The sequence below is a fragment of the Rhodanobacter sp. T12-5 genome, from assembly GCF_008329435.1.
Lineage (GTDB): Bacteria > Pseudomonadota > Gammaproteobacteria > Xanthomonadales > Rhodanobacteraceae > Rhodanobacter.
Genome location: NZ_NPKN01000001.1, coordinates 869,648 through 891,866, shown reverse-complemented (window position 1 = coordinate 891,866; position 22,219 = coordinate 869,648). Strand labels below are relative to the sequence as shown.

The window sequence follows — 22,219 nt, the reverse complement described above, 5'->3', positions numbered from 1 at the left end:
TCCGTCTCACTTGCCAAAAAGCTCAAGCCGCGTCGCATTCGACGGCAGCCTCGTCGGCCTTCGCGGTGCCAGGCACCGCTAGAAAAGCTCGACCTCACCCTTTATCGGGTCATTTGCCAAACGCTTGAGGTAACCGGGCTCGTCGGCCACCAATGCCACGTCGTCATGGCGACGCAGCAGGCGCACGCGGGCCCGCCCGCTGTCGGGGAAGAACTGCACCTGACGCGGATACACGTCGCCCAGGTCGGATGCGCACAGGTTCAGCTTTTCGGCGGCGATGTAGCGCTGCACGAAGTCGATGTTGCGCTGGCCGATGTCGGTGAGCTGCGCCAGCACCCGGCCACCGCCGAATATCTTGACCTGCAGGTCGGCACGCTGGCCGCCGGCGATCAGGATCGCGTTGATCAGTTGCTCCATCGCGTCGCTGCCGTAGCGCGCCGCGCGCCCCACCGTCGACGACCAGCCGTCGCGCTCGCCGCGTGGCTCGGGCAGCATGAAGTGGTTCATGCCGCCGATGCCGCGGCGTGCATCGTGGATGCAGGCGGCGACGCAGGAGCCGAGCACGGTGGTGACCAGCTCGTGCTGGGCGCTGACATAGAACTCCCCGGGCAGCACCTTCACGGTCATGCACGCTTGCGTCGGATCCCAGTAGCGACGCAGGTGCTCGAAGCCCGGCAGTGCCGGTGCATGGATCGGCGGTGCTGAACGTCTGTCGGCCAGGAGGCTCATCCGGCGATCTTCCGGTACACCGTGCGCCCGATCAGTTCGAATTGATCGTTGATGCCGTGCAGCGATTCGGAATGGCCGAGGAACAGGTGGCCGCCCACCGGCAGCAGATCGGCGTAGCGCTTGAACAGGCGCTGCTTGGTCGGCTGGTCGAAATAGATCACCACGTTGCGGCAGAAGATCGCGTCGAACGGACCGCTCATCGGCCAGGGATGCAACAGGTTCAGCGGTTCGATGGTGACCAGTTCGCGCAGGCGCGGATGCACGCAGGCGAGCCCTTCGAACTCGCCGCTTCCACGCAGCATCCAGCGACGGCAACGCTCCTCGCTGATGCCGGCGATGCGCTCCAGCGAATAGACGCCCTTGCGGGCGGTCTCCAGTGCCTGTGGCGAGAGGTCGGTGGCCAGGATCCTGGCATCCACCGTGCTGTCGCGGCTCTCCAGCGCCTCGGCCAGCACCATCGCCAGCGCATACGGCTCTTCGCCGGTGGAACAACCAGCCGACCAGATCCGCAAGCGGTCTCCCGCGCGGCGTTTTTGCTCCAGCCAACGCGGCAGCAGCTCGTTGACCAGCAGGTCGTAGTGATGCGCTTCGCGGAAGAACGAGGTCACATTGGTGCTGATCGCGCTGGCCAGCTCACCCAGTTCGCTGTGCGGATCGTTCCGCAGCAGATCGCAATAGCTGCTGAAGTTCGACAGGCCCAGCGCGCGCAAGCGCCGGAACAAGCGCCCCTGCACCAACTGGTGCTTGTGTTCGCCCAGCGCGATGCCGCAATGCTCCAGCACGAAGGCACGCAGATACTGGAAGTCGGCCTGGCCCAGCACGGGCCCGCTGCCTGCCGGGGGCGTGCCATGTTCATCAAGCGTGCCGACCACCGCGTTCACGCTCAGAATTCCTTCCAGACACCAGCCGATTGGGTCTCAACCGCGGCCCGCTGCGGACGCGACGGTGGCAGCGTTGCCACCGGCGCGCTGCGCACGGCGGCGAAAACCGCTTCGGCCTCCGCTGCGACGGTCTGCGCGCGCGTCGGCGCGCGTGTTGCGGATGACGTCGCAGCATCGTTGAGGTGAAAGAAGCCGACCTGCTGGGTCAGTTCGCCAGCCTGCTCCTGCATGGCGCGGGCAGCGGCAGCGGCTTCCTCGACCAGCGCGGCGTTCTGCTGGGTCATTTCGTCCATCTGCATGACCGCGTTGTTGACCTGGTCGATGCCGGCGGATTGTTCCTGGCTGGCCGCGGCGATCTCGGCCACGATGTCGGTGACCTTCTTCACGCTGTCGACAATCTCGGCCAGCGCCTTGCCGGACTGGTTGACCAGTTCCGAGCCACTGCGCACCTTCTCGGCGCTGTCGTTGATCAGGCCCTTGATCTCCTTGGCGGCGCCGGCGCTGCGTTGCGCCAGGCTGCGCACTTCGGTGGCCACCACGGCAAAGCCGCGGCCCTGCTCGCCGGCCCGTGCCGCTTCCACCGCCGCGTTCAGCGCCAGCAGATTGGTCTGGAAGGCGATCTCCTGGATCAGTCCCACGATGTCCGCGATCTTGCTGCTGGAGCTGTTGATCTCGCTCATCGCGATAATGGCCTTGCCTGCCACTTCGCCACCACGCTCGGCCTGTTCGCGGGCACCGCGGGCAAGCTGGTTGGCGTGGCTGGCGTTCTCCGCGTTCTGCTTGACGGTCGAGGTCATTTGCTCCATCGAGGACGCGGTTTCCTCCAGGCTGGAAGCCTGTTCCTGGGTGCGCTGGCTGAGGTCGTCGTTGCCGTGGGCAATCTGCTGTGCAGCCGTGCTGACCGCATCCGAACCCCGGCGTACTTCGCCCACGGTCAGGGTGAGCCGCTCGTCCATCAGTCGGAACGCCTCCAGCAACTTGCCCAGCTCGTCCTTGCGACGGGTCACGATGTTGTGGCCCAACTGGCCCTGCGAAATGGCGTTGGCCACGCGCACCGCACGGTTGAGCGTGCCGACGATCGAGCGGATCAGGAAGAAGGCCATCAGCACCGCCAGCAACATGCCCGCGCCGAGCGCACCGAAGGTCATGACGCGGATGCGGTTGTAGCTGGCCAGGGCCGATTCGTATTGCTGGCGGCTCTCTTCGACCTGCATGGCGATCAGCTTGGTCATCTCCGAGCTCATGATCGACACGTTCGGCAGCACGTCGGAATACAGCAGGCCGTTGGCGCCCTCGTCTGCCTTGTTCAGGGCATCGGTGATCTCGGACAAGGACGACGACACGTCGCTGCGGGCGCTCTCGAACGCCTTCCACTGTTTCTTGACCGCCGGCGACATCTGGGTCGTGCCCAGCTTCTTGAGCAGGGCTGCGTTGTCGGCCTCGGTCTTGGCCACGTCGTCGAGCTTCTGCTTGACGATGGCCTTGTCGTCCTTGTGGAACGCCGCTTCGCTCAGCGCGATGAAGCTGTTCAGCGATCCGCGTGCGACCTCGTTGATGCTGGTCAGCGGGATCAACTCGTCCTGGTAGATGGTGCGCGCGCTCTCGTTCGCCCTGGCCATGCCGCCCAGGCCGATCCAGGCGCCTACCAGCAGCATTGCGCACAATAGCCCGAGCACGCCGATCAGGCGCGCCTTGACAGTCAAGGTGGTCAGGCGCAGCAGGTAAGGCTTCAAATTCTTGATCTTCATCTTGATTCCCGGTCAGGCGGCAACTTCGACTTCATGGATGGCCGGCATGGCTGCATCCAGTGTTTCCACGTCTTCCGGACGCATGAGTTTCTCAACGTCCAACAGCATCACCATGCGCTCGACGTGAGTCGCAAGGCCTTTCAGATAACGGGTGTCGACGATCACGCCCATGTCGGGCACCGGCTTGATCGCTGCCGGATCGATGTCGACGACATCGGATACCGCGTCCACCACGATGCCGAACAGGCGCTCGGCAATGGCCAGGATGATCACCACCGTGCTGTCGCCGTAGCTCTCCCGCTCCAGCCCGAAGCGCAGGCGCAGATCCATGATCGGCACGATCGCGCCGCGCAGGTTGAGCACGCCGAGCAGGTGCGCAGGCGTCTGCGGGATGCGCGTCACCCGCGACCAGCCGCGGATTTCGCGCACGGCGAGGATGTCCACGCCGTACTCCTCGCCAGCCAGATTGAAGGTGAGCTGCTGCAACACCGGTGCCGCATCCTGATTGTTTTCGTACATGAGCCGGTTACCTGCTGCCTGGTGACGGACGCTCGCGAACGTCCTTCTGCCATGACTGTGTCGGCGCTGTCGTTGGAAACTTGAGCGGCGTCATTGGTGCAGCGGAAGTCGATCGCGCGGTCGCGCGGCAAGAATCCGCGGCGCGGCGATCGTTCGTCGCGTCGCGGCATTGGCGGATCGCTACCGGCTGCGAGAAATGTCGATCAGGCCGCCTTGCGGCGCTGGCCCAGCCGTACCACGCCGCTCACATCCACGATCAGCGCGACCGAACCGTCGCTGAGGATCGTGGCGCCGGAGATGCCCTGCACGCGCTGGTAATGCGCTTCGAGGGACTTGACCACCGCCTGCTGCTGGCCGAGCAGGTCGTCGACCAGCAGGCCGACACGACGGCCGTCGTCCTCGACCACAACCACGATGCCCTGCTCGATGTCGGTGACCGCATCGGCGCAGGCGAAAGCGCGATGCAGGCGCATGATCGGCACGTATTCGTCGCGAAAGTGGAATACCTCGCCACCGCCGGCAATCTTGCGCACCGTCTCCGGGCGCAACCGCAGCGATTCGACGATCGAGATCAGCGGCACGATGTAGCGCTCGCTGCCGATCGCGGTGGCAAGGCCGTCGATGATGGCCAGCGTCAGCGGCAGCGCGATGGTGAACGTGCTGCCCTTGCCGCTGATGCTGCGTACGCTGACGGTACCGCCGAGATCGCGCACGTTGCGGCGCACGACGTCCATGCCGACCCCGCGACCGGAAAGATCGGTTGCCTGCGCGGCGGTGGAGAAGCCCGGCTGGAAAATAAGCTCCGCCACGTCGGCATCGCTGAGCTCCTGGCCGGCCTGGATAAGCCCGCGCTGTTGCGCCTTGGCGACGATGGCGTCCCGGTTGAGGCCGGCGCCGTCGTCACTGATCTGCACCACGATGTTGCCGCCCTCGTGATACGCGTTGAGTTTGAGCATGCCGGTTTCCGGCTTACCCGCGGCCTTGCGCTGCGCCGGCATTTCCAGCCCGTGGTCGATCGCGTTGCGCACCAGGTGCACCAGCGGATCGCCGATCTTTTCCATCACCGTCTTGTCCAGCTCGGTGTGCTCGCCGTGCAACTCCAGCCGGACCTGCTTGCCGAGCTTGCGCTCCAGGTCGCGGACCAGTCGCGGAAAACGGTTGAACACCGAGCCGATCGGCAGCATGCGGATGCGCATGACGCTTTCCTGCAGCTCGCGCGTGGTGCGCTCGAGCTGGGCCAGTCCGTCGCGCAGATGCTCCAGCTTGGACAACTGGAAATTTTCGCCGATGTCGCTGAGCATCGACTGGGTGATCACCAGTTCGCCCATCATGTTGATCAGCGCGTCGACCTTGTCGATCCCCACGCGTATCGTGCCGCCTTCGCTGGAGGCAACGGCGGTTTCGCGCACCGGCCGACCGGCCGCGGGCGCCTCCGGCTGCACCACCGCCGGCGCTTGCTGCGGCGTGGCGGCGACGGCATTGCCCGAAGACGCTGCCTGCAGCGGCTTGATCGTCAGTTCGCAATCGCCGTCGAGCCAGTCGAACACCGCATCGATGTCGCCGCGGGCCACGTCGCCGTGCAGGCGCAACTCCCAGCCCAGATGGCAACTGCTCGGATCCAGATCGGCCAGCTGCGGTGCGCCGTCGAGCAGGAATGCGCGCACCACCTCCAGGCGACCGAGCTGCTGCAATTCGCGGAACAGCCGCAGCGGATCGTTGCCGGTCTGCAGCAGGTGCGGCAATGCGGAGAATCCAATCTCCCAGCCGCTGACCGCCGCGACCGTGGCCGCCGCGACCACCGCGGTCGCGTCAGCCTCGCCACTGACCAGCCGCACGAGTTCGGCGCGCAGCGCCTCGCTCTCGGCATCGGCCACCGGCTGACCGCTACTGGATCGAGCCAGCATGGCGCGCAGGCAATCGACCGAGCGCAGCAGCAATTCGATCAGCTCCGCTTCCACCGCCCGGCGTTCGCTGCGCACCTCTTCCAGCAGCGACTCGGCGACGTGGGTGAACGCCGCCACGTCGGTAAAGCCGAACGTCGCCGCACCGCCCTTGATGGAGTGCGCGGCGCGGAAAATCGTGTGTACTAGTTCGGTATCGGTCGAACCCGAATCCAGCGCCAGCAGCGCGGCCTCCATCGCGTCGAGCCCTTCCAGGCTTTCCTCGAAGAACGTCTTGTGGAACTGGGTCAGGTCAACCGCACTCATTTTTCTTCCTCAACCAAGTACGCGCTTGACCGTGGCCAGCAGTTGCTCCGGGTCGAACGGCTTGACCAGCCAGCCGGTCGCACCGGCCGCCTTGCCCTCCATCTTCTTTTCGGTATGCGACTCGGTCGTCAGCATCAGGATCGGCACGCCCTTGTAGCCGTCCATCGTGCGCAATTCACGCACCATGGCCAGGCCGTCCATGACGGGCATGTTGACGTCGGCCAGCACCAGGTCGAACGAGCTGCCGCGTGCGACGTCCAGGGCCAACTGGCCATTTTCGGCCTCGGCCACTTCGTGCCCGGCCCCGCGCAGGGTGAATGCGACCATGCCGCGCATCGAAGCCGAATCGTCTACCGCAAGAATCTTTGCCATGCTGCCACCTCGTTCAAGCCGGCTCGATGGCCGGCAGTTCCAGTATTTGCACCAGCCCAAGCACGCCGGCTGCTTCGTTCAGAGCATCACTCGTGCCACGCCAGCTCAGCGTGCCACCGCATTTGTCGAGTTCACGCCGAAACACCACCAGCATTTGCAGGGCGGCCGTGTCGGTACGCTCGACCCGGGCGCCATCCAGCACGATGGCTCCGGCCTTCAGCGCGCCCAGCAGTTCCTCTTTCAAGGCGGCCTGGGCCGCCATGCGGCAGTCTGCCGGCAATACCACCAGCGCATCTTCGGACCGGCCGGTGTCGACTTCCGCCGCTGCCGCATGGTCGTGTGCGCCGTCGGGCGCCGTCTTTCGTTTGCCGGCCATGGGGTGACTCCGCGTGCGCTGTCAGCGCTGATGAATGCCTTATCGGCCGGCCGCGCGATCGCTTTAGCGCCTTCTCGCCCGGCATGGCGTCGGATCTCCGGCGCCGGGATTCCGCCAGCGCTGCCCGATCGCTTCGGCCGGCGCTCAAGTTCGCGCGCGTGCGGCCGATGTATCTTCTGACAAACCCTTGCACACCGCCCGGGCCGCCCGCGCAGGAACCGCCTTGATCATCCAACCGATCAGCCTCGCCGCCCTTACCTGGGCCGGTGCCGCCTCCGGCACCACTGCGCAAAGTTGGCGCATCGGCACCGTGTTGTCGGCGCGCCCGCTGGGCGTGAGCCCGCAAGGGTTGCTGGTGCTGCAGATCGGCGCCTTGACGGTGGAAACCGAAGCACCCGGCAACCAGTTGCCGGCGCAATTCCAGGTCCGCGTGCTGAGCCTGGGCGCGCAACCGCAACTGGAAATACTCTCGCATGCTTCCGAGCCGACCTTCCAGCGCGTCCTGCGCGAGCGCCTGCCGCAACAGAACGGTTACGCGCCGCTGCTGTCCACGCTGGGCGCGCTGGCCCAACGCCCTGTATTGCGCCAGCTTCCGCCGGCGGTGCGAACGGCGCTGGCGCTGCTCGAACAAGCCGTGCGCACGCCAGCGGACGTGACCCGCGGCGAAGGCCTGCGCGAAGCGATCAGCCGCAGCGGTCTTTTTTTCGAGTCGAAGCTGGCCCAGCCGCACGCCACCCTGAGCGCGCTGGCCGCGCTGGCCGAAGACGACTGGAAAGGCGCGTTGTTGCGCCTGTCCGCCCTGCTCGACCAGCGCGCCGAGGCGCCGCCGCCGCCCAACCGCGGCGATACCGCGCCACCGTTGTTGCAGCGTGGCCTGCAGGCGCAGGCGCGATTGCCGCTGGCACTCGTACCCGCCGACGGCGAGGCTGGCCCGTTGCTGGATCGGCTGCACGGCGACGTGAAGGCGGCACTGGCTCGCGTCGAAGTGGCGCAGCTCGAAGCCAGCGCCAGTCCGTTGTCGGCGTGGATGATCGAGATTCCCCTGCAGGGCGAAGACGGCCGCGATGTACTGCAGATCCAGTTGGAATCCACCACCGACGCCAATGACGGCAGCCAGGGCTGGACCCTGGGCTTTGCGCTGGACCTGCCCGCACTGGGTCCGCTGCAGGGCGAATTGCAGTTGCACGAACCGCGGCTGTCAGTGCGCCTGTGGGCCGAACGCGCGGAAACCGCACAGCGGCTCGAACGCCAGTTCATGCCGCTGCGCCAGCGACTGGCCGCCTGCGGCGTGCTGCTTGACCAGTTGGTCTGCCAGGTCGGTTTGCCGCAGCCTTCGGGGCGGCACAGCGCCGTGCTGCTGCAGGCCACCGCATGAATACGCCCACGGATCGACCGCGGGTCAGCCTGCGACTGGCCAGCGGCGCCGGCGAGGTCAAGCCGATGCCGGCCGAATCGCTGGAAAGCCTGCTGGCACGCGCGCAGCAATTGGGCCTGCCGATGCACCACGATCCGCAGATCGCCGCCCTGCTGGTGGCGCTGCGACTGCGCGAGGATGTGCCGGTGCTGCTGTACGCGTCGGCCGCTTCGGTGCTGGCGGCCGTCTACGATGCCGCCGAGGAATGACCGGCGAAGCGCCTCGACACGCAGACGCGCAACCCGGCCACCGACCTCACGGATTGAGCGAATGCATCTGCAGGACCAGCCGCGCCTCGTCGCGCGACAATCCGCAGCGGGTGATCAGTTGCTCGACATCGGCACCGTCGCGCGCCAGCTGCTGGGCCAGCTCGTAGGACTGGCGCGCCTGCGGCGGCTGCTCGATCAGCCCGATGCGTCGTTCCAGCCGGCCCAGCGCGGTGACCAGCATCGATGTCGGCACATCGGTGGCGACGTGGGTCATGCCATGCGACAACGCAGCGACGTCGCGCTGCAACTGCTGTGACTGGCGCCACAGCCTGGTCAGCACCATCGCCTGCACCAGCGCGAACAGCAGCAACAGGCCAACCCCGAATTCAAGCCACATGATCGGCTTCTCCGCTCAGCCGGCACAGCCGCGGCACATCCAGCAAGGCCACGAACCCACCCTGCCACGCCAGCACGCCACTGACCGGATCGGCACGCCGGCTGGCCCGTCCCGGCGGCGGCGGCGCGATATCCGTACCGTCGGTATCGAGAAGTTCACCCACTGCATCGACGCGCACACCGATCAGCTGGCCGGCGACGGAAAGCATCACGATGCGCACCGTCGCCGGATCGGCCGGCGGCACCACAGACAGGCCCAGCCGCAGGCGCCCATCGAGCACCGGCACGATGCGGCCACGCAGATGACGCACGCCCAGCAGGTCGTCCGCGGCACCCGGCACCGGGGTCAGCTCGCCATCGCGGATCACTTCGCTGACCTCGGCCAGCGGCGCGGCGTACAACTGTTCGCCGATCCGGAACGACAACCAGTGTCGGCCGCCCGGGTCGGCGGCGTGGGCCGGGGCACTCATGCCGTTGCTCTGGGATTGCGGGAGGGTTTCATCGTCATCACCTGTTCGAGGTCACCCGGGGCGACATGCCGTCAGTATGTCCGGCGGCTGCGGTTGGCGCGAGTCCGCCGGCGGCGCGCGCCGTCGTCGCCGGCGCGCCGGATGGCGCGACGACCGGTTCGGCAGCGGCATGGCCGCTCGCGGGTGCGGCGCCGGCGGTGACGCGCACCGTGGGCAACGCGTTCGCGGGCAGCGGATCCATCACCGACGCACTCAGTCCCTTCGCCTCGTCGACGTCGCCAGGGTTGCTGTAGCTGCGCTGTGGAACCTTCTGGTTGCCCATCACCACCACGACCACCCGACGATTCTTGTTGCGACCGTCCGCCGTGGCATTGTCCGCCAGCGGCCGCACCTCGCCCCAGCCGATGATGCCGAGCCGCTCGGGGGCGACGCCATTGTTCGCGAACAGCCGCGCCACGCTGGCGGCGCGCGCCGCCGACAATTCCCAGTTCGACGGATACACCATCGTGCTGATCGGCACGTTGTCGGTAAAACCCTCGACCCGCAGCGGGTTGGCGAACGGCGCCAGGATCGAGGCGAGGCTGCGCAGCACCTTGTCGGCCGGATCGGACAGCTGGGCCACGCCGCTGGGGAACAGGATGTCGGTGCGGATCTCGATCTCCAGCCAGTCCGGATGGTGCCGCACCACCACCAGCTTGCGGTCGATCAGCGGCTGCAACGCCTTGCGCACCTGATCCTCGATGCGCGTCAGGTCGTGCAGCCCGTTGGTGCGGTGGCCGCTCTTGCTGCCGTCGCCATGCACCGGTACCGGATGCGGCGGAATCGGCACCGCGATCGGCACGATCGACGACCCCGGCTGGCCTGCCGGCGCCGCGATCGAGGGCGATATGTTGTGCGGCCTGATCCTGGTCGGCGGCAGCGGGGCGATCACGTGGCTGGAACCGTTGAATGCCTCGATCAGCGATTCGGACATCACCCGGAACTTGCCTTCGTTGACCACCGACACGGCGTACATCACCACGAAAAACGCGAGCAGCAAGGTCATCAGGTCGGCGTAGGGAATCGCCCAGGCCTCGTGATTGGTGTGTTCCTCATGCTTGTGCCGTCTCATGCGACATAGCCCTGCAGACGCGCCTCGATCTGCCGCGGGTTGTCGCCCTGGGCGATCGACACCAGGCCTTCGATCAGGATTTCGCGCATCCGGGTCTGCTTGCCGATGAGCCCCTTCAGTCGCGCCGCCATCGGCAGCATGAACATGTTGGCCAGCGCCACGCCATAGATCGTGGCCACGAAGGCCGCCGCGATGCCATGGCCGAGCTTGCTCGGGTCGGCCAGGTTCTGCATCACCGCCATCAAGCCCATCACCGCACCGATGATGCCGAGCGTCGGCGAATAGATGCCGGCGTTCTCGTACACCTTGGCACCGGCCAAGTCGATCGCTTCGCGGGTTTCCAGATCCACTTCGAGCACGCTGCGGATGGCCTCCGGTTCACCGCCATCGACCAGCAATTGCAGGCCCTTGCCGATGAACGGATCGGACTCGGTCTCGATCTGCGGCTCCAGCCCGAGCAGGCCCTGCCGGCGGGTGATCTCGCTCCAGCCGACGATACGGCTGATCAGGTCGTCGGGCTGGTGTTGGGGCGGCTTGTAGATCATCGAGATCATCGACAGCGCGTGCTTGAGCACCTTGCCCTGGTTCTGCACCAGCAGCGCCGCGGCCGTGCCGAAAAACACGATCACGAACGCCGCCGGATTCCACAGCGCGCCCACGGTGGAACCCTTGAGCACCGTCCCGACGACGATGACCACAATGCCCAGGATCGTGCCGATGATGCTTACCAGATCCATGATGGTCAGCCAGCCAGTTGCAGTGAGGGGAGAAGTTGCCCTGCGCCATCGGCCAGGCCGGCCAGATCCACGACCAGGGCGAGCCTGCCATCGCCGGTGACGGTGGCGCCGGCAATGCCCGGCACGCCATCGAACAGGGGACCGAGCGGCTTGACGATCACGTCCTCGCGGCCGAGCACTTCATGCACCATGCAGCCCATGCGCATATGGCCGATATGCAGCACCACGACATGCCGGCCCGCCGCGGCGGAAGCGCCGGCCCAGCCGGCCAGGTTGGCCAGCGGCAGCGCGCGACCTCGATGATTGGCGACCAGCCGGCCATCGAGCAGGCGATCCTGGTCGGCGGTCAGTTCGAAGACCTCCTCGACATTGGCCAGCGGCAGCGCGAACAGGCGCGCACCGACGCGCACCATCAGCACGCGCAGGATCGCCAACGTCAGCGGCACGGTCAGTTCCAGCTCGCTGCCGTGGCCCAGCCGCGAGTGCACACGCAAGGTGCCGCCGAGTTCGGCCACGCGCGTCTTCACCACGTCCATGCCGACGCCGCGGCCTGAAATGTCCGAAACCGTGGCGGCGGTGCTGAAGCCGGGACGGAAGATCAATTCATAGCATTCGCCTTCGGTCAGGCGCGCGGCGTGGACCTGATCGATCACGCCCTTTTCGACGGCCTTGCGGCGCAGGATCTCCGGATCCATGCCATGCCCGTCGTCGCTCACCGCGATCACGATGCGTTCGCCGCGCTGGCTTGCCGACAGGGTCACCCGCCCCTTGCGCGACTTGCCGGCACGGGTGCGTTCGTCGGGCATTTCCAGGCCATGGTCGAGTGCATTGCGCAGCAGGTGGATCAGCGGATCGGCCAGCGCCTCGACCAGGCTGCGATCGAGGTCGGTGCCCTCGCCTTCCAGCACCAGTTCCACTTCCTTGCCGAGCTGCCGGGCGAGATCGCGCACGATCCGCGGGAAACGCTGGAACAGCCGTCCCACCGGCTGCATGCGCATGCCCATCACGGCGTTCTGCAACTCGTCGGCGACGCGGTCCAGCTCGCCGGCCGCCGCGGCCAATGCCTCGCTGCCTTCGCGCGCGGCGAGGCTGAGCAGGCGATTGCGCACCAGCACCAGTTCGCCGGCGTGATTGACCAGCACATCGAGGCGCGCGGTATCCACCCGCACGGTGTTTTCCGCCGGCGGCGCCGAGCGTGACGGCGTGGTCGCTTGTGCCGGCTCGGGTGCAGCCGCCACCACGGCCGGTGCGGCGACCGGCACGGCGACGGGCCGGCCGCCGGTACCGTGCAGGGCGTCCAGCAAGGCCTCGAATTCGTCGTCGTCGATCGCCGACGACGAGGTCGGCACGACCGTCAGCGCGGCCGGCTCGACGGTGCCGGGCGCACTGTTGCCGTACATGCTGTCCAGCAGCGCCTCGAACTCGCTGTCGTCGATCGGCGCGTCGCTCGGCAGCGGTGCAGGCGCTGCGGCAACCGGCGCCGCCACGACCGCCTTCGCACGCGGCAAAAGCGATTGCAGCAGGGCCGGCGACGGCGCGCGCAACGGCGCCTCGGCGCCGACCGCGGCCATCATCTCGTTGAGCAGGTCGAGCGACTCCAGCAACGCGTCCATGTGCCCGGCGTCGAGCACGACGGTGCCGTTGCGGGCCTCGTTGAGCAGATCCTCGGCGTGATGGCACAGCACCACCATCGGGTCGATCGCGAGGAAGCCGGCGCCGCCCTTGACGGTGTGGAACGCGCGGAATACCGCGTTCAACAACTCGCTGTCGTTCGGCGTGGTTTCCAGCCCGACCAGTTGCTCGCCCAGGCGTTCCAGCAGCTCGCCGGCCTCGACCAGGAAATCCTGGCGCAGCTCGCTGTCCAGTTCCGGATTCACGGCAACCCCGCGCTCAAAACCCGAATTCGCTGAGCAGGCGGTCGGCGTCGTCCTGACTGGACACCTTGACCGCACTCACCGGCGCCTCGCTGCCGGCCAGCGCACCGGTCAGCCGCACCAGTTCCAGCAGCGACGATTCCACCGTGCCGATGAAGCTGGCGACCTTCTTGATGCGCTGGCCGGTCAGGTCCTGCCACGATTGCGCCAGCACCATGTCGGCGAGGCCGTCGCGGCAGCTGGTGGCGAATTCGGTGGCTTCGCGCGCGAGGACGGCGGCGGCATCGTTGCCGCTGGTCCAGGCCAGCACTTCACCGGCGTTGTGCGCCAGCGACTCGGCCTGGGGCCGCATGCGCTCGGCAAAATCGAGGCTGCGATGGGCGGCCTGCGCGCTCATTTCCAAGGCGTCCTGCAGATGCTGGCGCGCGTCGGCAACGCTGCCGGGCAGGCCCTCCTGGGCGAGGTCGCCACCGAGCCGGCGCACGGCGTCGTGCAGGTCGCGCGCCAGCTGGCCGAGCGCGCGGAACAGGCGCTGTTCGCGCTGGCGCACCATCACGTCCAGCGCGTGCTCGAAGGCGGGGCCTTCGGGGCTGTTCAGCAGATCGCGCAATTCGTTGGGCAGGGTCTCGTCGATCGCGAGGGGAGAGATGATGGTCATGCGCTGGCTCCGCTTGCGGCGATCCGTTCGAAGATCTTGGTGAGTTTTTCCTTGAGGGTGACCGCGGTGAACGGCTTGACGATGTAGCCGTTCACGCCGGCCTGCGCGGCGGCGATGATCTGGTCGCGGTTGTTCTCCGCGGTCACCATCAGCACCGGCATCCCCTTGAGCGATTCCTCGGCACGGATCGCACGCAGCAGGTCGATGCCGGTCATGTTCGGCATGTTCCAGTCGGTCACCACCAGGTCGAACGGCAGGCTGCGCAGCATCGCGATCGCACTTTCGCCGTCGTCGGCCTCCTGGATCAGCGGGTTGCTGAAACCCAGCTCGACCAGCAGGTTGCGGACGATTCGCCGCATGGTGGAGAAATCGTCCACCACGAGGATTTTCATGTTCTTGTCCAAACGCCTTCTCCACTACACGATGCAGGCCGATGCGCGGCCCTTGGGGGATTTCTGGGGATGCCGCCTGCTCAACCGCGCCAGCCGGTGAGTCTTGCGCGAAGCCGGATGACCGCCTGGCCGTGAATCTGGCAGACCCGCGACTCGCTCACGCCGAGCACGGCACCGATCTCCTTCAGGTTCAACTCCTGTTCGTAGTACAGCGACATCACCATCTGCTCGCGCTCGGGCAGGCTGCCGATGGCCTCGACCAGCGCTTCGCGCATGCCGTCGCGTTCGATGTTCTCCTGCGGACCGAGGCCGCTCTCGTCGACCACGTCCAGTACCGCACTTTCCTCGCTGTCGTCGGACGCGGTGAGGCTGACCAGGCGCACGCAGGCCGCATCGGCGAGTACCTGGTGGTATTCCTCGGCGCTGATGCCGAGCCGCCGCATCACCTCGGCATCGTCCGCCTCGGCGCCGGTCTCGGTCTCGATCTGGCGGATCACCTCGGCCACTTCGCGGGTCTTGCGATGGACGGAACGCGGGGTCCAGTCGGTGCGGCGCAATTCGTCCAGCATGGCGCCACGTATGCGGATGCCCGCATACGTTTCGAAGCTGGCCCCGCGATCGAGGGCAAAGTGTCGCGATGCTTCCAGCAAACCGATCATTCCCGCCTGGATCAAGTCACCCACGTCGACACTGGCCGGCAATCGCCCCATCAGGTGATAGGCGATACGCCGAACCAGTGGCGCGTGCCGACGTACCAGTTCGTCGGCACTCTCGCGGGAATGTTGCAGATATTCCGACGTCACGCTCATCTCGGTACCCCGTCCGCCGGTGTTGTCCGGCTACCAAAAAAGGCAATCCGGTCGAGACCCCCGCGGTCGGGTTCAGTCCATGTATCGACCGCACCGGCCATTTGCTTGAATGCAAGCGCCGAATGGCTGGAGGGCCACAGGTCGACCACCGCGGATTGCCGCTTGATCGCCTGGCGCAGGCGCTCGTCATGCGGAACCCAGCCGCTGAAATCGATCACGACGTCGAGGAAGCGATCGCTGACCCGGGACAGCTTGTGGTGAAGCTGGCGCGCGTCGCCCTCGTTGCGCACCATGTTGGCGACCATGCGGATGCGGCGCACGCCGAAGTCGCGGCTGAGCACCTTGGTCAGGCCGTAGGCGTCGGTCAGCGAGGCCGGTTCGTCGCACACCACCAGGATCACCTCGTCGGCCGCGGCGGCGAACATCGTCACGTTGTCGGAGAGGCCGGCGGCGGTGTCCACCAGCAGGTATTCCGGAGGCCGCGCCAGTTCGTCGAAGGCGCGGATGATCGCGGCGTGCTCGCCGTTGTCCAGCTGCGCCAGCCGGCGCGCGCCGGAACCGGCGGGGATGATCTGCAGGCCGTGCGGCGCCGGCAGCAGCAATTCCTCCAGCGTGCACTCGCCGTCGAGCAGGTGCCCGATGTGGCGTGACGGGGTGAGCCCCAGCAGCACGTCGATATTGGCCAGGCCCATGTCGGCATCCAGCAGCATCACCTCGTGCCCGGCGATCGACAGCGCCATGCCCAAGTTCACTGCCACCGTACTCTTGCCGACGCCGCCCTTGCCGCCGGCCACGGCGATCGCGCGGCAATGCCGCCGGGGCGCCGGTGCCGTCGTGGCGGCGCCCAGCAAGCCGCTGGCCTGATGACCGGGCGCGGCTTCGGCCGCCGGGCCGTGGATCATCGAGGCAAATATCCGCTTCAGTCCCGAAGCCTGGTCCATCGCGAGTACTCCGCTCATGCGCAGGCCGCCGCGAGGCCGAAACGTTCGGCCATCAGGCTGTCGTCCGGCAGTTGGCCTTTCAGCGATTGCGCGGCGCGACACACCAGTACGCGCGCATCCGCGGTGGCGATGTCCTCGGGCACGCGCTGGCCATCGGTGGTGTAGTCCAGCGGCAGCCGGTGCCGGATCACGGCCGACAGCGCGCCGCCCAGATTCGGTGCCTCGTCCAGCTTGGTCAGGATGCAGGCTCGCGGTTTCAGCGGCAGGTACGCGCTCACCGCGGCGTCGAGCGCCTGCGCCTGCGCGTTGGCGGCCAGCACCAGGCAGGCGCGCAGTGCGCTGGCATCGGCGAGTATCGCCATCTGCTGGGCAAGCCGCGGATCGCTGGCAGCCACCCCCGCGGTGTCGATCAACACGGTATGGCGGCCGTGCAGCATCTCCAGCACCTTGCGCAGGCTGTCCGCGTCGTAGGCCGGATAGACCCGCACGCCGAGCAGCCGGCCGTAATGTTCCAGTTGCGCGGCGGCACCGATGCGGTAGTGATCGGTGCTGACCAGGGCGACCTGGTCGGCACCGTGGCGCATCACCGCGCGCGCGGCGAGCTTGGCGATGGTGGTGGTCTTGCCGACGCCGGTGGGGCCGACCAGCGCGGTGACGCCCGGCTCGTCGCTGGGCAGGCCGCGGCCGCTCACGACCACGCTGCGGCTGAGCATGCCCAGCGGCAGGTAGCGCGCCTGCTCGGCGTTGATCTGGTCGGGCAATCCCGCGACCAGCGCGCGGGCCACGTCCGGTTCGATGCCCAGTCGGGTCATCTCGCGCAGCACGCGTGCGCGCAGCGGCTGGCGTCGCTCCATGTCGTTCCAGGCCAGGCTCGACAGCTGCATCTCCAGCATCTCGCGCAGGCTGCCCAGCTCGGCGCGCATCTGCGTCGTGTCCTGCGCGGCGCGCTCCATCAGCGGACGGATGGCCGGCACCTCGCTCGCCGACGCCGCTACCGCAGGTGCGCGCGACAGCCGCGTGGCCAGATCCCGCTGCGCGGCACGCAACTCCGGCGGCACCGGCGGCGCCACGGTCGGTTCGGCTGCCGCCGGCATCGGCGCCGGAGCGTCATGCGATGCGCCATGCCGGGCCGCTTCGCGCACCAGCGCCTCGTCGTAGTCGATCGCAGCGATCAGCTCGATGCCCTCGTCCAGCCGACGCGTCGACAGGATCACCGCTTCCGGGCCCTGCTCCTCGCGCACTTCGCGCATCGCCTGGCGCATGTCCGGTGCCACGAAACGTTTGATCTTCATTGTTTGCTCCGTACGCGGGATTCGGGAGTCGGCAGTCGGGATTCGCAAAAGCTGTTTGCGCCAGTTCGCAGCGCACCCGCTCTATCCGAATCCCGAATCCCGAATCGCGTCATCCCGGCTTTCATCGCCCCAAGGCCTGTACCAATCGCACCCGACGGTTGTCGGGTACCTCGTTGTAGGCCAGTACGTGCAGGTTTTGTGCCACGTGCCGGGTGAAGCGTGCGAGCCATGGCCGCAGCGGTGGCGCGACCAGCAGCACGGCCGGTTCCCCGTTCAATTCCTGCCTGCGCGCGGCCTCGGCCACGCTCTGCTGCAGACGGTCGGCCAGGCCCGGTTCCACCGCGGCGCCGGCCACGCCACCGCCACCGGCGAGCGAGCCGAGCAGGATCTGTTCGAGCTCCGGCGCCAGCGTGATCACAGGTACCTCGGTGCCCAGCCCGGTGATCTCCTGCACGATCTGCCGGCCCAGCGCCACGCGCACGGCGGCGGTCAGAACGCCGGGATCCTGACTCTGCCCGGCGTGCTCCGCCAAGGATTCGACGATGCTGCGCATGTTGCGGATCGGCACCCGCTCGGCCAGCAGGTTCTGCAGCACCTTGACCACCACGCCCAGCGACAGCCGGCGCGGCACCAGATCCTCGACCAGCTTGGGCGCGTTGGCGGCGAGCCGGTCCAGCAGTTGCTGCACGTCCTGGTGACTGAGCAATTCGTGCGCGTGGCCTTGCAGGATGTGCGACAGGTGCGTGGCGATCACGGTGGCCGGATCGACCACGGTATAACCGTAGCTCTGCGCCAGCTCGCGCTGGCCGCTTTCGATCCACACCGCCTCCAGCCCGAATGCCGGGTCCTGCGTGGCGATGCCCTGCAAGGTGCCGTGCACTTGGCCCGGATTGATCGCCATCAGGCGCTCGCTGTGCACCTCGGCCTCGCCCATCGGCACGCCCATCAGGGTGATCCGGTAGGTGTTCGGGCCAAGATCGAGGTTGTCGCGGATATGCACCGCCGGCACCAGGAAGCCCAGCTCCTGCGACAGCTTGCGGCGCACCGACTTGATCCGCCCCATCAGCTCGCCGCCCTGGTGCACGTCGACCAGCGGAATCAGCCGGTAGCCCACTTCCAGGCCCAATGGGTCGACACTGGCGACGTCCTCCCAGCCCAACTCCACCCGCTCGGCCGGCGCGGCCGCGGTGGCAGGCTCGGCGGTCGACTCCGCCAGTTTGGCGCGGGTTTCACGTTCGCGCCGCAGCAGCATCCACGCCGCGCCCGCACAGGCTGCGCCTAGCAGCAGGAACGCCACGTTCGGCATGCCCGGGATCACGCCCATCACGATCAGCACCGCCGCTGCCACGCCCAATGCGCGCGGCTGGCCGAACACCTGGCCGATCACCTGCTTGCCCATGTCCTGCGATTTGGACACGCGGGTAACGATGATCGCCGCCGCCACCGACAACATCAGCGCCGGCACCTGCGCCACCAGGCCGTCGCCGATGGTCAGCAGGGTATAGGTCTTGGCCGCCTCGCTGGCCGACAGGCCGTGCTGCATCACGCCGACGAAGAAGCCGCCGACGATGTTGATGATCAGGATCAGGATGCCGGCGGTCGCGTCGCCGCGCACGAATTTCGAGGCGCCGTCCATCGAGCCGTAGAAGTCCGCCTCCTCGCGTACTTCCTGGCGCCGCTCGCGCGCCTGCTCCTGGGTCAGCAGGCCGGCGTTGAGGTCGGCGTCGATCGCCATCTGCTTGCCGGGCATGGCATCGAGGGTGAAGCGCGCGGTCACTTCCGACACGCGGGTGGCGCCCTTGGTGACCACCACGAAGTTGATGATGGTGATGATCGCGAACACCACCAGGCCGACCGCGAAATTGCCGCCGATGACGAACTCGCCGAACGCCTCGATCACCTTGCCGGCCGCGCCGGGGCCGTCGTGCCCGTGCAGCAGCACCACGCGGGTGGAGGCGATGTTCAGCGCCAGCCGCAGCAACGTCGCCATCAGCACCACGGTGGGGAACGCGGCGAATTCCAGCGGCCGCATCACGTAGACCACCGCCAGCAGGATCACCAGGGACAGCGCGATGTTGAAGCTGAACAGCATGTCGAGCAGGAACGGCGGCAGCGGCAACATCAGCATCGCCAGCATCACCAGCATCATCACCGGTGCGCCAATACCCCGTCGCGCGAAGTGCTTGAAGTTGCCTAGTACATCTGCGCCCGTCATGGATTTGACTCGTCGTTATTCGCGGTAAGGCCCCATCAGGTCGGGATCGACCTCGGGGGTTGGCGCTGCCGGTGGTGCCTCGCCCTGCGCCGCGGCTTGCTTCAGCTGGTACACGTAGGCCAGGACCTGGGCCACCGCCACGTACAGCGCGGCGGGGATTTCCCGACCCAGTTCAGTCGTTGCATACAAGGCCCGTGCCAACGGCGGCGACTCGACCATCGGGATGCGGTGGCTGCCCGCCACCAGCCGGATCTGCTGGGCCAGCACGTCGACACCCTTGGCGATTACCCGCGGCGCGCCCATGCGCCCGTCGTCGTAGCGCAGCGCCACCGCGAAGTGGGTGGGATTGACCACCACCACGTCGGCCTTGGGCAATTCCTCCATCATGCGGCGCCGCGACTGCGCCTGCTGCACTTGGCGAATGCGCCCCTTCATCTCGGGATTGCCCTCGCTCTCCTTCATCTCGTCCTTGATCTCCTGCTTGGTCATGCGCAGGGTCTTGGCGTGGTCGAACTTCTGGTAGATGGCATCGATGCCGCCGATCAGGGCCAGCATCGACCCGAACCACAACGCCGCCCGGCCGAGCAGGCCGATCGAAAGCGCGATGCCGGCGGTGACCGAACCACGACCGGTCGCCTGAAGTTCGTTCTGCCAATGGCGCAGCAGCAGCAACAGCACCGCGCCGATGAAAATCAGCTTGAGCATCGCCTTGCCGAGCTCGACCAGGCCACGCATGGCGAAAATCCGGCCCAACCCCTTGATCGGATCGAGCCGCTCGAACTTCGGCTGCAACGCCTGCGCACTGAAATTCAGCCCGCCAAGCAGCAGCGGTGCGGCAAGCGTGGCAAGCATCGTCGCCAGCGCCACCGGAGCGAACAGATCGAGCGCCTCGCGCATCGCCGCATGCAGGGCACGTCCCGGCAAGGCGTCGGAGAACAGCGCTTCGCGCGAGTAACCCAGGCCGAGCTTGAAGATGTTGCGGGCATGCAGGAACGCACTCTCGCCGCCGTTCATCAGCGCCGCCACGCCGGCCAGCACGACGATCGCGCCGGACAGGTCACGCGATCGCGCGACCTCGCCTTTCTCGCGCGATTCGCGCAGGCGTTTTTCGGTAGGTTCTTCGGTTTTCTCCTGGTCGCTGTCGTCCGACATGGGCAGACTCCTAGCTCCCCGTGAGGTTGCGCATCAACGACCAGGCCTCGCCCTGCAGCGCCTCGAACGCGCCGGGCAGGCTGCGCAACGCCAGCCACAACGCGATGAAGCCGAGCGACACCGTGATCGGAAAACCCACCGCGAACAGGTTCATCGACGGCGCCGCGCGGCTGATCGCGGCAAAGCCGATGTTCACCACCAGCAACGAGGTCATCGCCGGCAGCGCGACGCGCACCGCGCCGGAAAACAGTTCGCCGCCAAAGGCGACCACCGCATGCAGGCCGTTGGCATTGATCACGTTCGTTCCCGGCGGCAGGCTGTGGAAGCTGTCGGCAAGCAGCGCGATCAGCCGCAAATGGCCGTCCATCGCCAGGAACAGCAAAGTCACCAGCAGCAGGTAGAACTGACTGAGCACGGTAGAGCTGCCGCCGGCCTGCGGGTTGACCACTTCGGCAAAACCCAGGCTCATGCTCTGCGCCACCAGTTCGCCACCGAACGACACCGCCTCGAACACCAGCTTCAACACGAAACCCACCGCCGCGCCGATCAACACCTGCCCCGCCATCGTCGCCACGCCCTCGCCACTGAGCAGGTCGATCGTGGTCGGCGCCAGCGGCGCCAGCACCAGCGTCAGCACCACCACCATGCCGATGCGGATCCGCGCCGACACCACGGTGGCACTGAACACCGGCGCGATCAGGAACAGGCCGCTGACCCGCCCCATCGCCCAGAACAGGCTGCCCAGCCACATCGGCAACTGCGCCAGGTCCAGCGCGAGCGGCGCGCCGTTCATCTGACCGCCCCCGGCAGGCTCTCGATCAGATGCGTGGTGTACTGCACCAGCAGGCGCAACATCCACGGTCCGGTGACCAGCGCCACCAGTGCCATCGCAATCAGCTTCGGAATGAAGCTCAGCGTCATTTCGTTGATCTGCGTGGCCGCCTGGATCACGCCCACCAGCAGACCCACCGCCAGCGCGGTCAACAGCAGCGGCGCGGCCACCAGCATCGCCACGTACAGCGCGTGCTGGCCGATTTCCATGATGGATTCAGGGGTCATGAGGCGGCTCCGGCGATGCTTGCGCACCGCTCGTTTGTGGGAGCGACTTCAGTCGCGATTGCTCTTTGTTCCTGCTGTTTTAGGGCGAAGAGCTTTCGTCCTCCTTCGGAGGGCGAGTTACTTTCTCTTTGCGTGGCCAAAGAGAAAGATAACCAAAGAGAAAGGCCACCCCGCTTGGCGCTTGCCGGGCATCCATGCCCGGCAAGTCCGTGAGGGCCGGCCGGGTTTTTCGACAGGGCATCCTGCCCTGACGAAAAATGATCGGCATCCCTGCCGATCACCCTGCGGGCCTGTCGTCCGTCCCTCACCGCCGCACAGGGGCCCCGGTAGAGCGGCGCGCATCCTGCGTGCACTCCGGGAAGAGCGCGATCAAAAGCAAAGGCATCGCCCGCAAGCGGGCTCCTACAAGGAGCACGCCGAGGCATAACAAAATCACTCGCAACTCCCATCGTTCGCCCCCGGATCGAGTCCGCGGCAGGCTCTGAGCGTAGTCCGCAAGGCCGGAGCCGAAGGGTTCGCTCAGCATGGCCCTTCGACTCCGCTCGCTGACGCGAGCTGCGCTCAGGGTGAACGGGAGTTTGGGGAAACGACAAAGCCACACGCTCTTCCGCATTGGCGGCGGCGCAGCCGCTGCGCACCGAGTGCGGGCCAGGATGGC

The 22,219-nt window shown here is 67.1% G+C and carries 23 protein-coding genes; 2 read left to right on the top strand and 21 right to left on the bottom strand.

The window, feature by feature from the left end; genetic code table 11:
• Window positions 1-78: 78 nt before the first annotated feature.
• From cheD to CIW53_RS03720, 7 genes are all read right to left on the bottom strand, one after another.
• A complete protein-coding gene (gene cheD, locus CIW53_RS03750; RefSeq protein ID WP_149363340.1) occupies window positions 79-729 on the bottom strand; it encodes a chemoreceptor glutamine deamidase CheD in 651 nt (216 codons plus the stop codon).
• Complete coding sequence (locus tag CIW53_RS03745) at window positions 726-1,601, bottom strand: protein-glutamate O-methyltransferase (RefSeq protein WP_242451764.1); 876 nt, start codon at window positions 1,599-1,601, stop codon at window positions 726-728. Before CIW53_RS03745 ends, cheD begins: the two co-directional genes overlap by 4 nt.
• An 11-nt stretch (window positions 1,602-1,612) precedes the next feature.
• Window positions 1,613-3,358 carry a methyl-accepting chemotaxis protein gene (locus CIW53_RS03740; RefSeq protein WP_149363339.1) on the bottom strand — a complete coding sequence of 582 codons (1,746 nt, stop codon included), beginning with the start codon at window positions 3,356-3,358 and terminating at the stop codon, window positions 1,613-1,615.
• A 12-nt stretch (window positions 3,359-3,370) separates the two neighbouring features.
• Window positions 3,371-3,877, bottom strand: coding sequence for a chemotaxis protein CheW (locus tag CIW53_RS03735; RefSeq protein ID WP_149363338.1), 507 nt, complete (start codon window positions 3,875-3,877; stop codon window positions 3,371-3,373).
• A gap of 203 nt (window positions 3,878-4,080) precedes the next feature.
• Entirely contained in the window at window positions 4,081-6,084 is a 2,004-nt protein-coding gene (locus tag CIW53_RS03730; protein WP_149363337.1) for a chemotaxis protein CheA, read from the bottom strand.
• 9 nt (window positions 6,085-6,093) lie between these two features.
• Window positions 6,094-6,456 carry a response regulator gene (locus tag CIW53_RS03725; RefSeq protein ID WP_149363336.1) on the bottom strand — a complete coding sequence of 121 codons (363 nt, stop codon included), beginning with the start codon at window positions 6,454-6,456 and terminating at the stop codon, window positions 6,094-6,096.
• A gap of 13 nt (window positions 6,457-6,469) precedes the next feature.
• The gene (locus CIW53_RS03720; protein WP_149363335.1) at window positions 6,470-6,832 is read right to left on the bottom strand and encodes an STAS domain-containing protein; all 363 of its coding nucleotides are present in this window, start codon (window positions 6,830-6,832) and stop codon (window positions 6,470-6,472) included.
• A 223-nt stretch (window positions 6,833-7,055) separates the two neighbouring features.
• Here CIW53_RS03720 and CIW53_RS03715 point away from each other — a divergent pair, with 223 nt between their 5' ends.
• The gene (locus CIW53_RS03715; protein ID WP_149363334.1) at window positions 7,056-8,207 is read left to right on the top strand and encodes a flagellar hook-length control protein FliK; all 1,152 of its coding nucleotides are present in this window, start codon (window positions 7,056-7,058) and stop codon (window positions 8,205-8,207) included.
• Window positions 8,204-8,455, top strand: coding sequence for a flagellar biosynthesis protein (locus CIW53_RS03710; protein ID WP_149363333.1), 252 nt, complete (start codon window positions 8,204-8,206; stop codon window positions 8,453-8,455). Before CIW53_RS03715 ends, CIW53_RS03710 begins: the two co-directional genes overlap by 4 nt.
• Window positions 8,456-8,501: 46 nt before the next feature.
• Here the strand turns inward: CIW53_RS03710 and CIW53_RS03705 are convergent, their stop codons facing one another.
• The 14 genes from CIW53_RS03705 to fliQ all read right to left on the bottom strand — a co-directional run bounded on the left by CIW53_RS03705 (window position 8,502) and on the right by fliQ (window position 21,561).
• Window positions 8,502-8,852, bottom strand: a complete 351-nt coding sequence (locus tag CIW53_RS03705; RefSeq protein WP_149363332.1) for a DUF2802 domain-containing protein — start codon at window positions 8,850-8,852, stop codon at window positions 8,502-8,504.
• The gene (locus CIW53_RS03700; RefSeq protein ID WP_149363331.1) at window positions 8,842-9,321 is read right to left on the bottom strand and encodes a chemotaxis protein CheW; all 480 of its coding nucleotides are present in this window, start codon (window positions 9,319-9,321) and stop codon (window positions 8,842-8,844) included. Before CIW53_RS03700 ends, CIW53_RS03705 begins: the two co-directional genes overlap by 11 nt.
• A 37-nt stretch (window positions 9,322-9,358) precedes the next feature.
• The gene (motD, locus tag CIW53_RS03695; protein ID WP_149363330.1) at window positions 9,359-10,432 is read right to left on the bottom strand and encodes a flagellar motor protein MotD; all 1,074 of its coding nucleotides are present in this window, start codon (window positions 10,430-10,432) and stop codon (window positions 9,359-9,361) included.
• Window positions 10,429-11,169 (bottom strand): flagellar motor protein, encoded by a 741-nt coding sequence (locus CIW53_RS03690; RefSeq protein WP_149363329.1) that lies wholly within the window; start codon window positions 11,167-11,169, stop codon window positions 10,429-10,431. Before CIW53_RS03690 ends, motD begins: the two co-directional genes overlap by 4 nt.
• 5 nt (window positions 11,170-11,174) lie before the next feature.
• On the bottom strand, window positions 11,175-13,046 hold the full coding sequence (locus tag CIW53_RS03685; protein ID WP_149363328.1) for a chemotaxis protein CheA: 1,872 nt from the start codon (window positions 13,044-13,046) through the stop codon (window positions 11,175-11,177).
• 13 nt (window positions 13,047-13,059) lie between these two features.
• A complete protein-coding gene (locus CIW53_RS03680; protein ID WP_149363327.1) occupies window positions 13,060-13,701 on the bottom strand; it encodes a protein phosphatase CheZ in 642 nt (213 codons plus the stop codon).
• Complete coding sequence (locus tag CIW53_RS03675) at window positions 13,698-14,105, bottom strand: chemotaxis response regulator CheY (RefSeq protein ID WP_149363326.1); 408 nt, start codon at window positions 14,103-14,105, stop codon at window positions 13,698-13,700. Before CIW53_RS03675 ends, CIW53_RS03680 begins: the two co-directional genes overlap by 4 nt.
• A 68-nt stretch (window positions 14,106-14,173) precedes the next feature.
• Window positions 14,174-14,902: an RNA polymerase sigma factor FliA gene (locus CIW53_RS03670; protein ID WP_149363325.1), complete on the bottom strand. Its 729-nt coding sequence runs from the start codon at window positions 14,900-14,902 to the stop codon at window positions 14,174-14,176.
• Window positions 14,899-15,843, bottom strand: coding sequence for a MinD/ParA family protein (locus CIW53_RS03665; RefSeq protein WP_149363441.1), 945 nt, complete (start codon window positions 15,841-15,843; stop codon window positions 14,899-14,901). The genes CIW53_RS03670 and CIW53_RS03665 overlap by 4 nt, the downstream gene beginning before the upstream one ends.
• Before the next feature lie 14 nt (window positions 15,844-15,857).
• Window positions 15,858-17,135, bottom strand: coding sequence for a flagellar biosynthesis protein FlhF (gene flhF, locus CIW53_RS03660; protein WP_149363324.1), 1,278 nt, complete (start codon window positions 17,133-17,135; stop codon window positions 15,858-15,860).
• 121 nt (window positions 17,136-17,256) lie between these two features.
• A complete protein-coding gene (gene flhA, locus CIW53_RS03655; protein WP_149363323.1) occupies window positions 17,257-19,350 on the bottom strand; it encodes a flagellar biosynthesis protein FlhA in 2,094 nt (697 codons plus the stop codon).
• Window positions 19,351-19,365: 15 nt separating this feature from the next.
• Window positions 19,366-20,502, bottom strand: a complete 1,137-nt coding sequence (gene flhB, locus CIW53_RS03650) for a flagellar biosynthesis protein FlhB (protein ID WP_149363322.1) — start codon at window positions 20,500-20,502, stop codon at window positions 19,366-19,368.
• Window positions 20,503-20,512: 10 nt separating this feature from the next.
• Complete coding sequence (gene fliR, locus CIW53_RS03645; protein ID WP_149363321.1) at window positions 20,513-21,295, bottom strand: flagellar biosynthetic protein FliR; 783 nt, start codon at window positions 21,293-21,295, stop codon at window positions 20,513-20,515.
• Window positions 21,292-21,561, bottom strand: a complete 270-nt coding sequence (fliQ, locus tag CIW53_RS03640) for a flagellar biosynthesis protein FliQ (RefSeq protein ID WP_149363320.1) — start codon at window positions 21,559-21,561, stop codon at window positions 21,292-21,294. The genes fliR and fliQ overlap by 4 nt, the downstream gene beginning before the upstream one ends.
• Window positions 21,562-22,219: the final 658 nt, after the last annotated feature.

What these genes read in the sequence shown, in the direction of transcription:
- cheD (WP_149363340.1), bottom strand. Translation starts at nt 729, where the DNA reads ATGAGCCTCCTGGCCGACAGACGTTCAGCACCGCCGATCCATGCACCG.
- CIW53_RS03740 (WP_149363339.1), bottom strand. Translation starts at nt 3,358, where the DNA reads ATGAAGATCAAGAATTTGAAGCCTTACCTGCTGCGCCTGACCACCTTG.
- CIW53_RS03735 (WP_149363338.1), bottom strand. Translation starts at nt 3,877, where the DNA reads ATGTACGAAAACAATCAGGATGCGGCACCGGTGTTGCAGCAGCTCACC.
- CIW53_RS03730 (WP_149363337.1), bottom strand. Translation starts at nt 6,084, where the DNA reads ATGAGTGCGGTTGACCTGACCCAGTTCCACAAGACGTTCTTCGAGGAA.
- CIW53_RS03725 (WP_149363336.1), bottom strand. Translation starts at nt 6,456, where the DNA reads ATGGCAAAGATTCTTGCGGTAGACGATTCGGCTTCGATGCGCGGCATG.
- CIW53_RS03720 (WP_149363335.1), bottom strand. Translation starts at nt 6,832, where the DNA reads ATGGCCGGCAAACGAAAGACGGCGCCCGACGGCGCACACGACCATGCG.
- CIW53_RS03710 (WP_149363333.1), top strand. Translation starts at nt 8,204, where the DNA reads ATGAATACGCCCACGGATCGACCGCGGGTCAGCCTGCGACTGGCCAGC.
- CIW53_RS03705 (WP_149363332.1), bottom strand. Translation starts at nt 8,852, where the DNA reads ATGTGGCTTGAATTCGGGGTTGGCCTGTTGCTGCTGTTCGCGCTGGTG.
- CIW53_RS03700 (WP_149363331.1), bottom strand. Translation starts at nt 9,321, where the DNA reads ATGAGTGCCCCGGCCCACGCCGCCGACCCGGGCGGCCGACACTGGTTG.
- motD (WP_149363330.1), bottom strand. Translation starts at nt 10,432, where the DNA reads ATGAGACGGCACAAGCATGAGGAACACACCAATCACGAGGCCTGGGCG.
- CIW53_RS03690 (WP_149363329.1), bottom strand. Translation starts at nt 11,169, where the DNA reads ATGGATCTGGTAAGCATCATCGGCACGATCCTGGGCATTGTGGTCATC.
- CIW53_RS03680 (WP_149363327.1), bottom strand. Translation starts at nt 13,701, where the DNA reads ATGACCATCATCTCTCCCCTCGCGATCGACGAGACCCTGCCCAACGAA.
- CIW53_RS03670 (WP_149363325.1), bottom strand. Translation starts at nt 14,902, where the DNA reads ATGAGCGTGACGTCGGAATATCTGCAACATTCCCGCGAGAGTGCCGAC.
- CIW53_RS03665 (WP_149363441.1), bottom strand. Translation starts at nt 15,843, where the DNA reads ATGGACCAGGCTTCGGGACTGAAGCGGATATTTGCCTCGATGATCCAC.
- flhF (WP_149363324.1), bottom strand. Translation starts at nt 17,135, where the DNA reads ATGAAGATCAAACGTTTCGTGGCACCGGACATGCGCCAGGCGATGCGC.
- flhA (WP_149363323.1), bottom strand. Translation starts at nt 19,350, where the DNA reads ATGACGGGCGCAGATGTACTAGGCAACTTCAAGCACTTCGCGCGACGG.
- flhB (WP_149363322.1), bottom strand. Translation starts at nt 20,502, where the DNA reads ATGTCGGACGACAGCGACCAGGAGAAAACCGAAGAACCTACCGAAAAA.
- fliR (WP_149363321.1), bottom strand. Translation starts at nt 21,295, where the DNA reads ATGAACGGCGCGCCGCTCGCGCTGGACCTGGCGCAGTTGCCGATGTGG.
- fliQ (WP_149363320.1), bottom strand. Translation starts at nt 21,561, where the DNA reads ATGACCCCTGAATCCATCATGGAAATCGGCCAGCACGCGCTGTACGTG.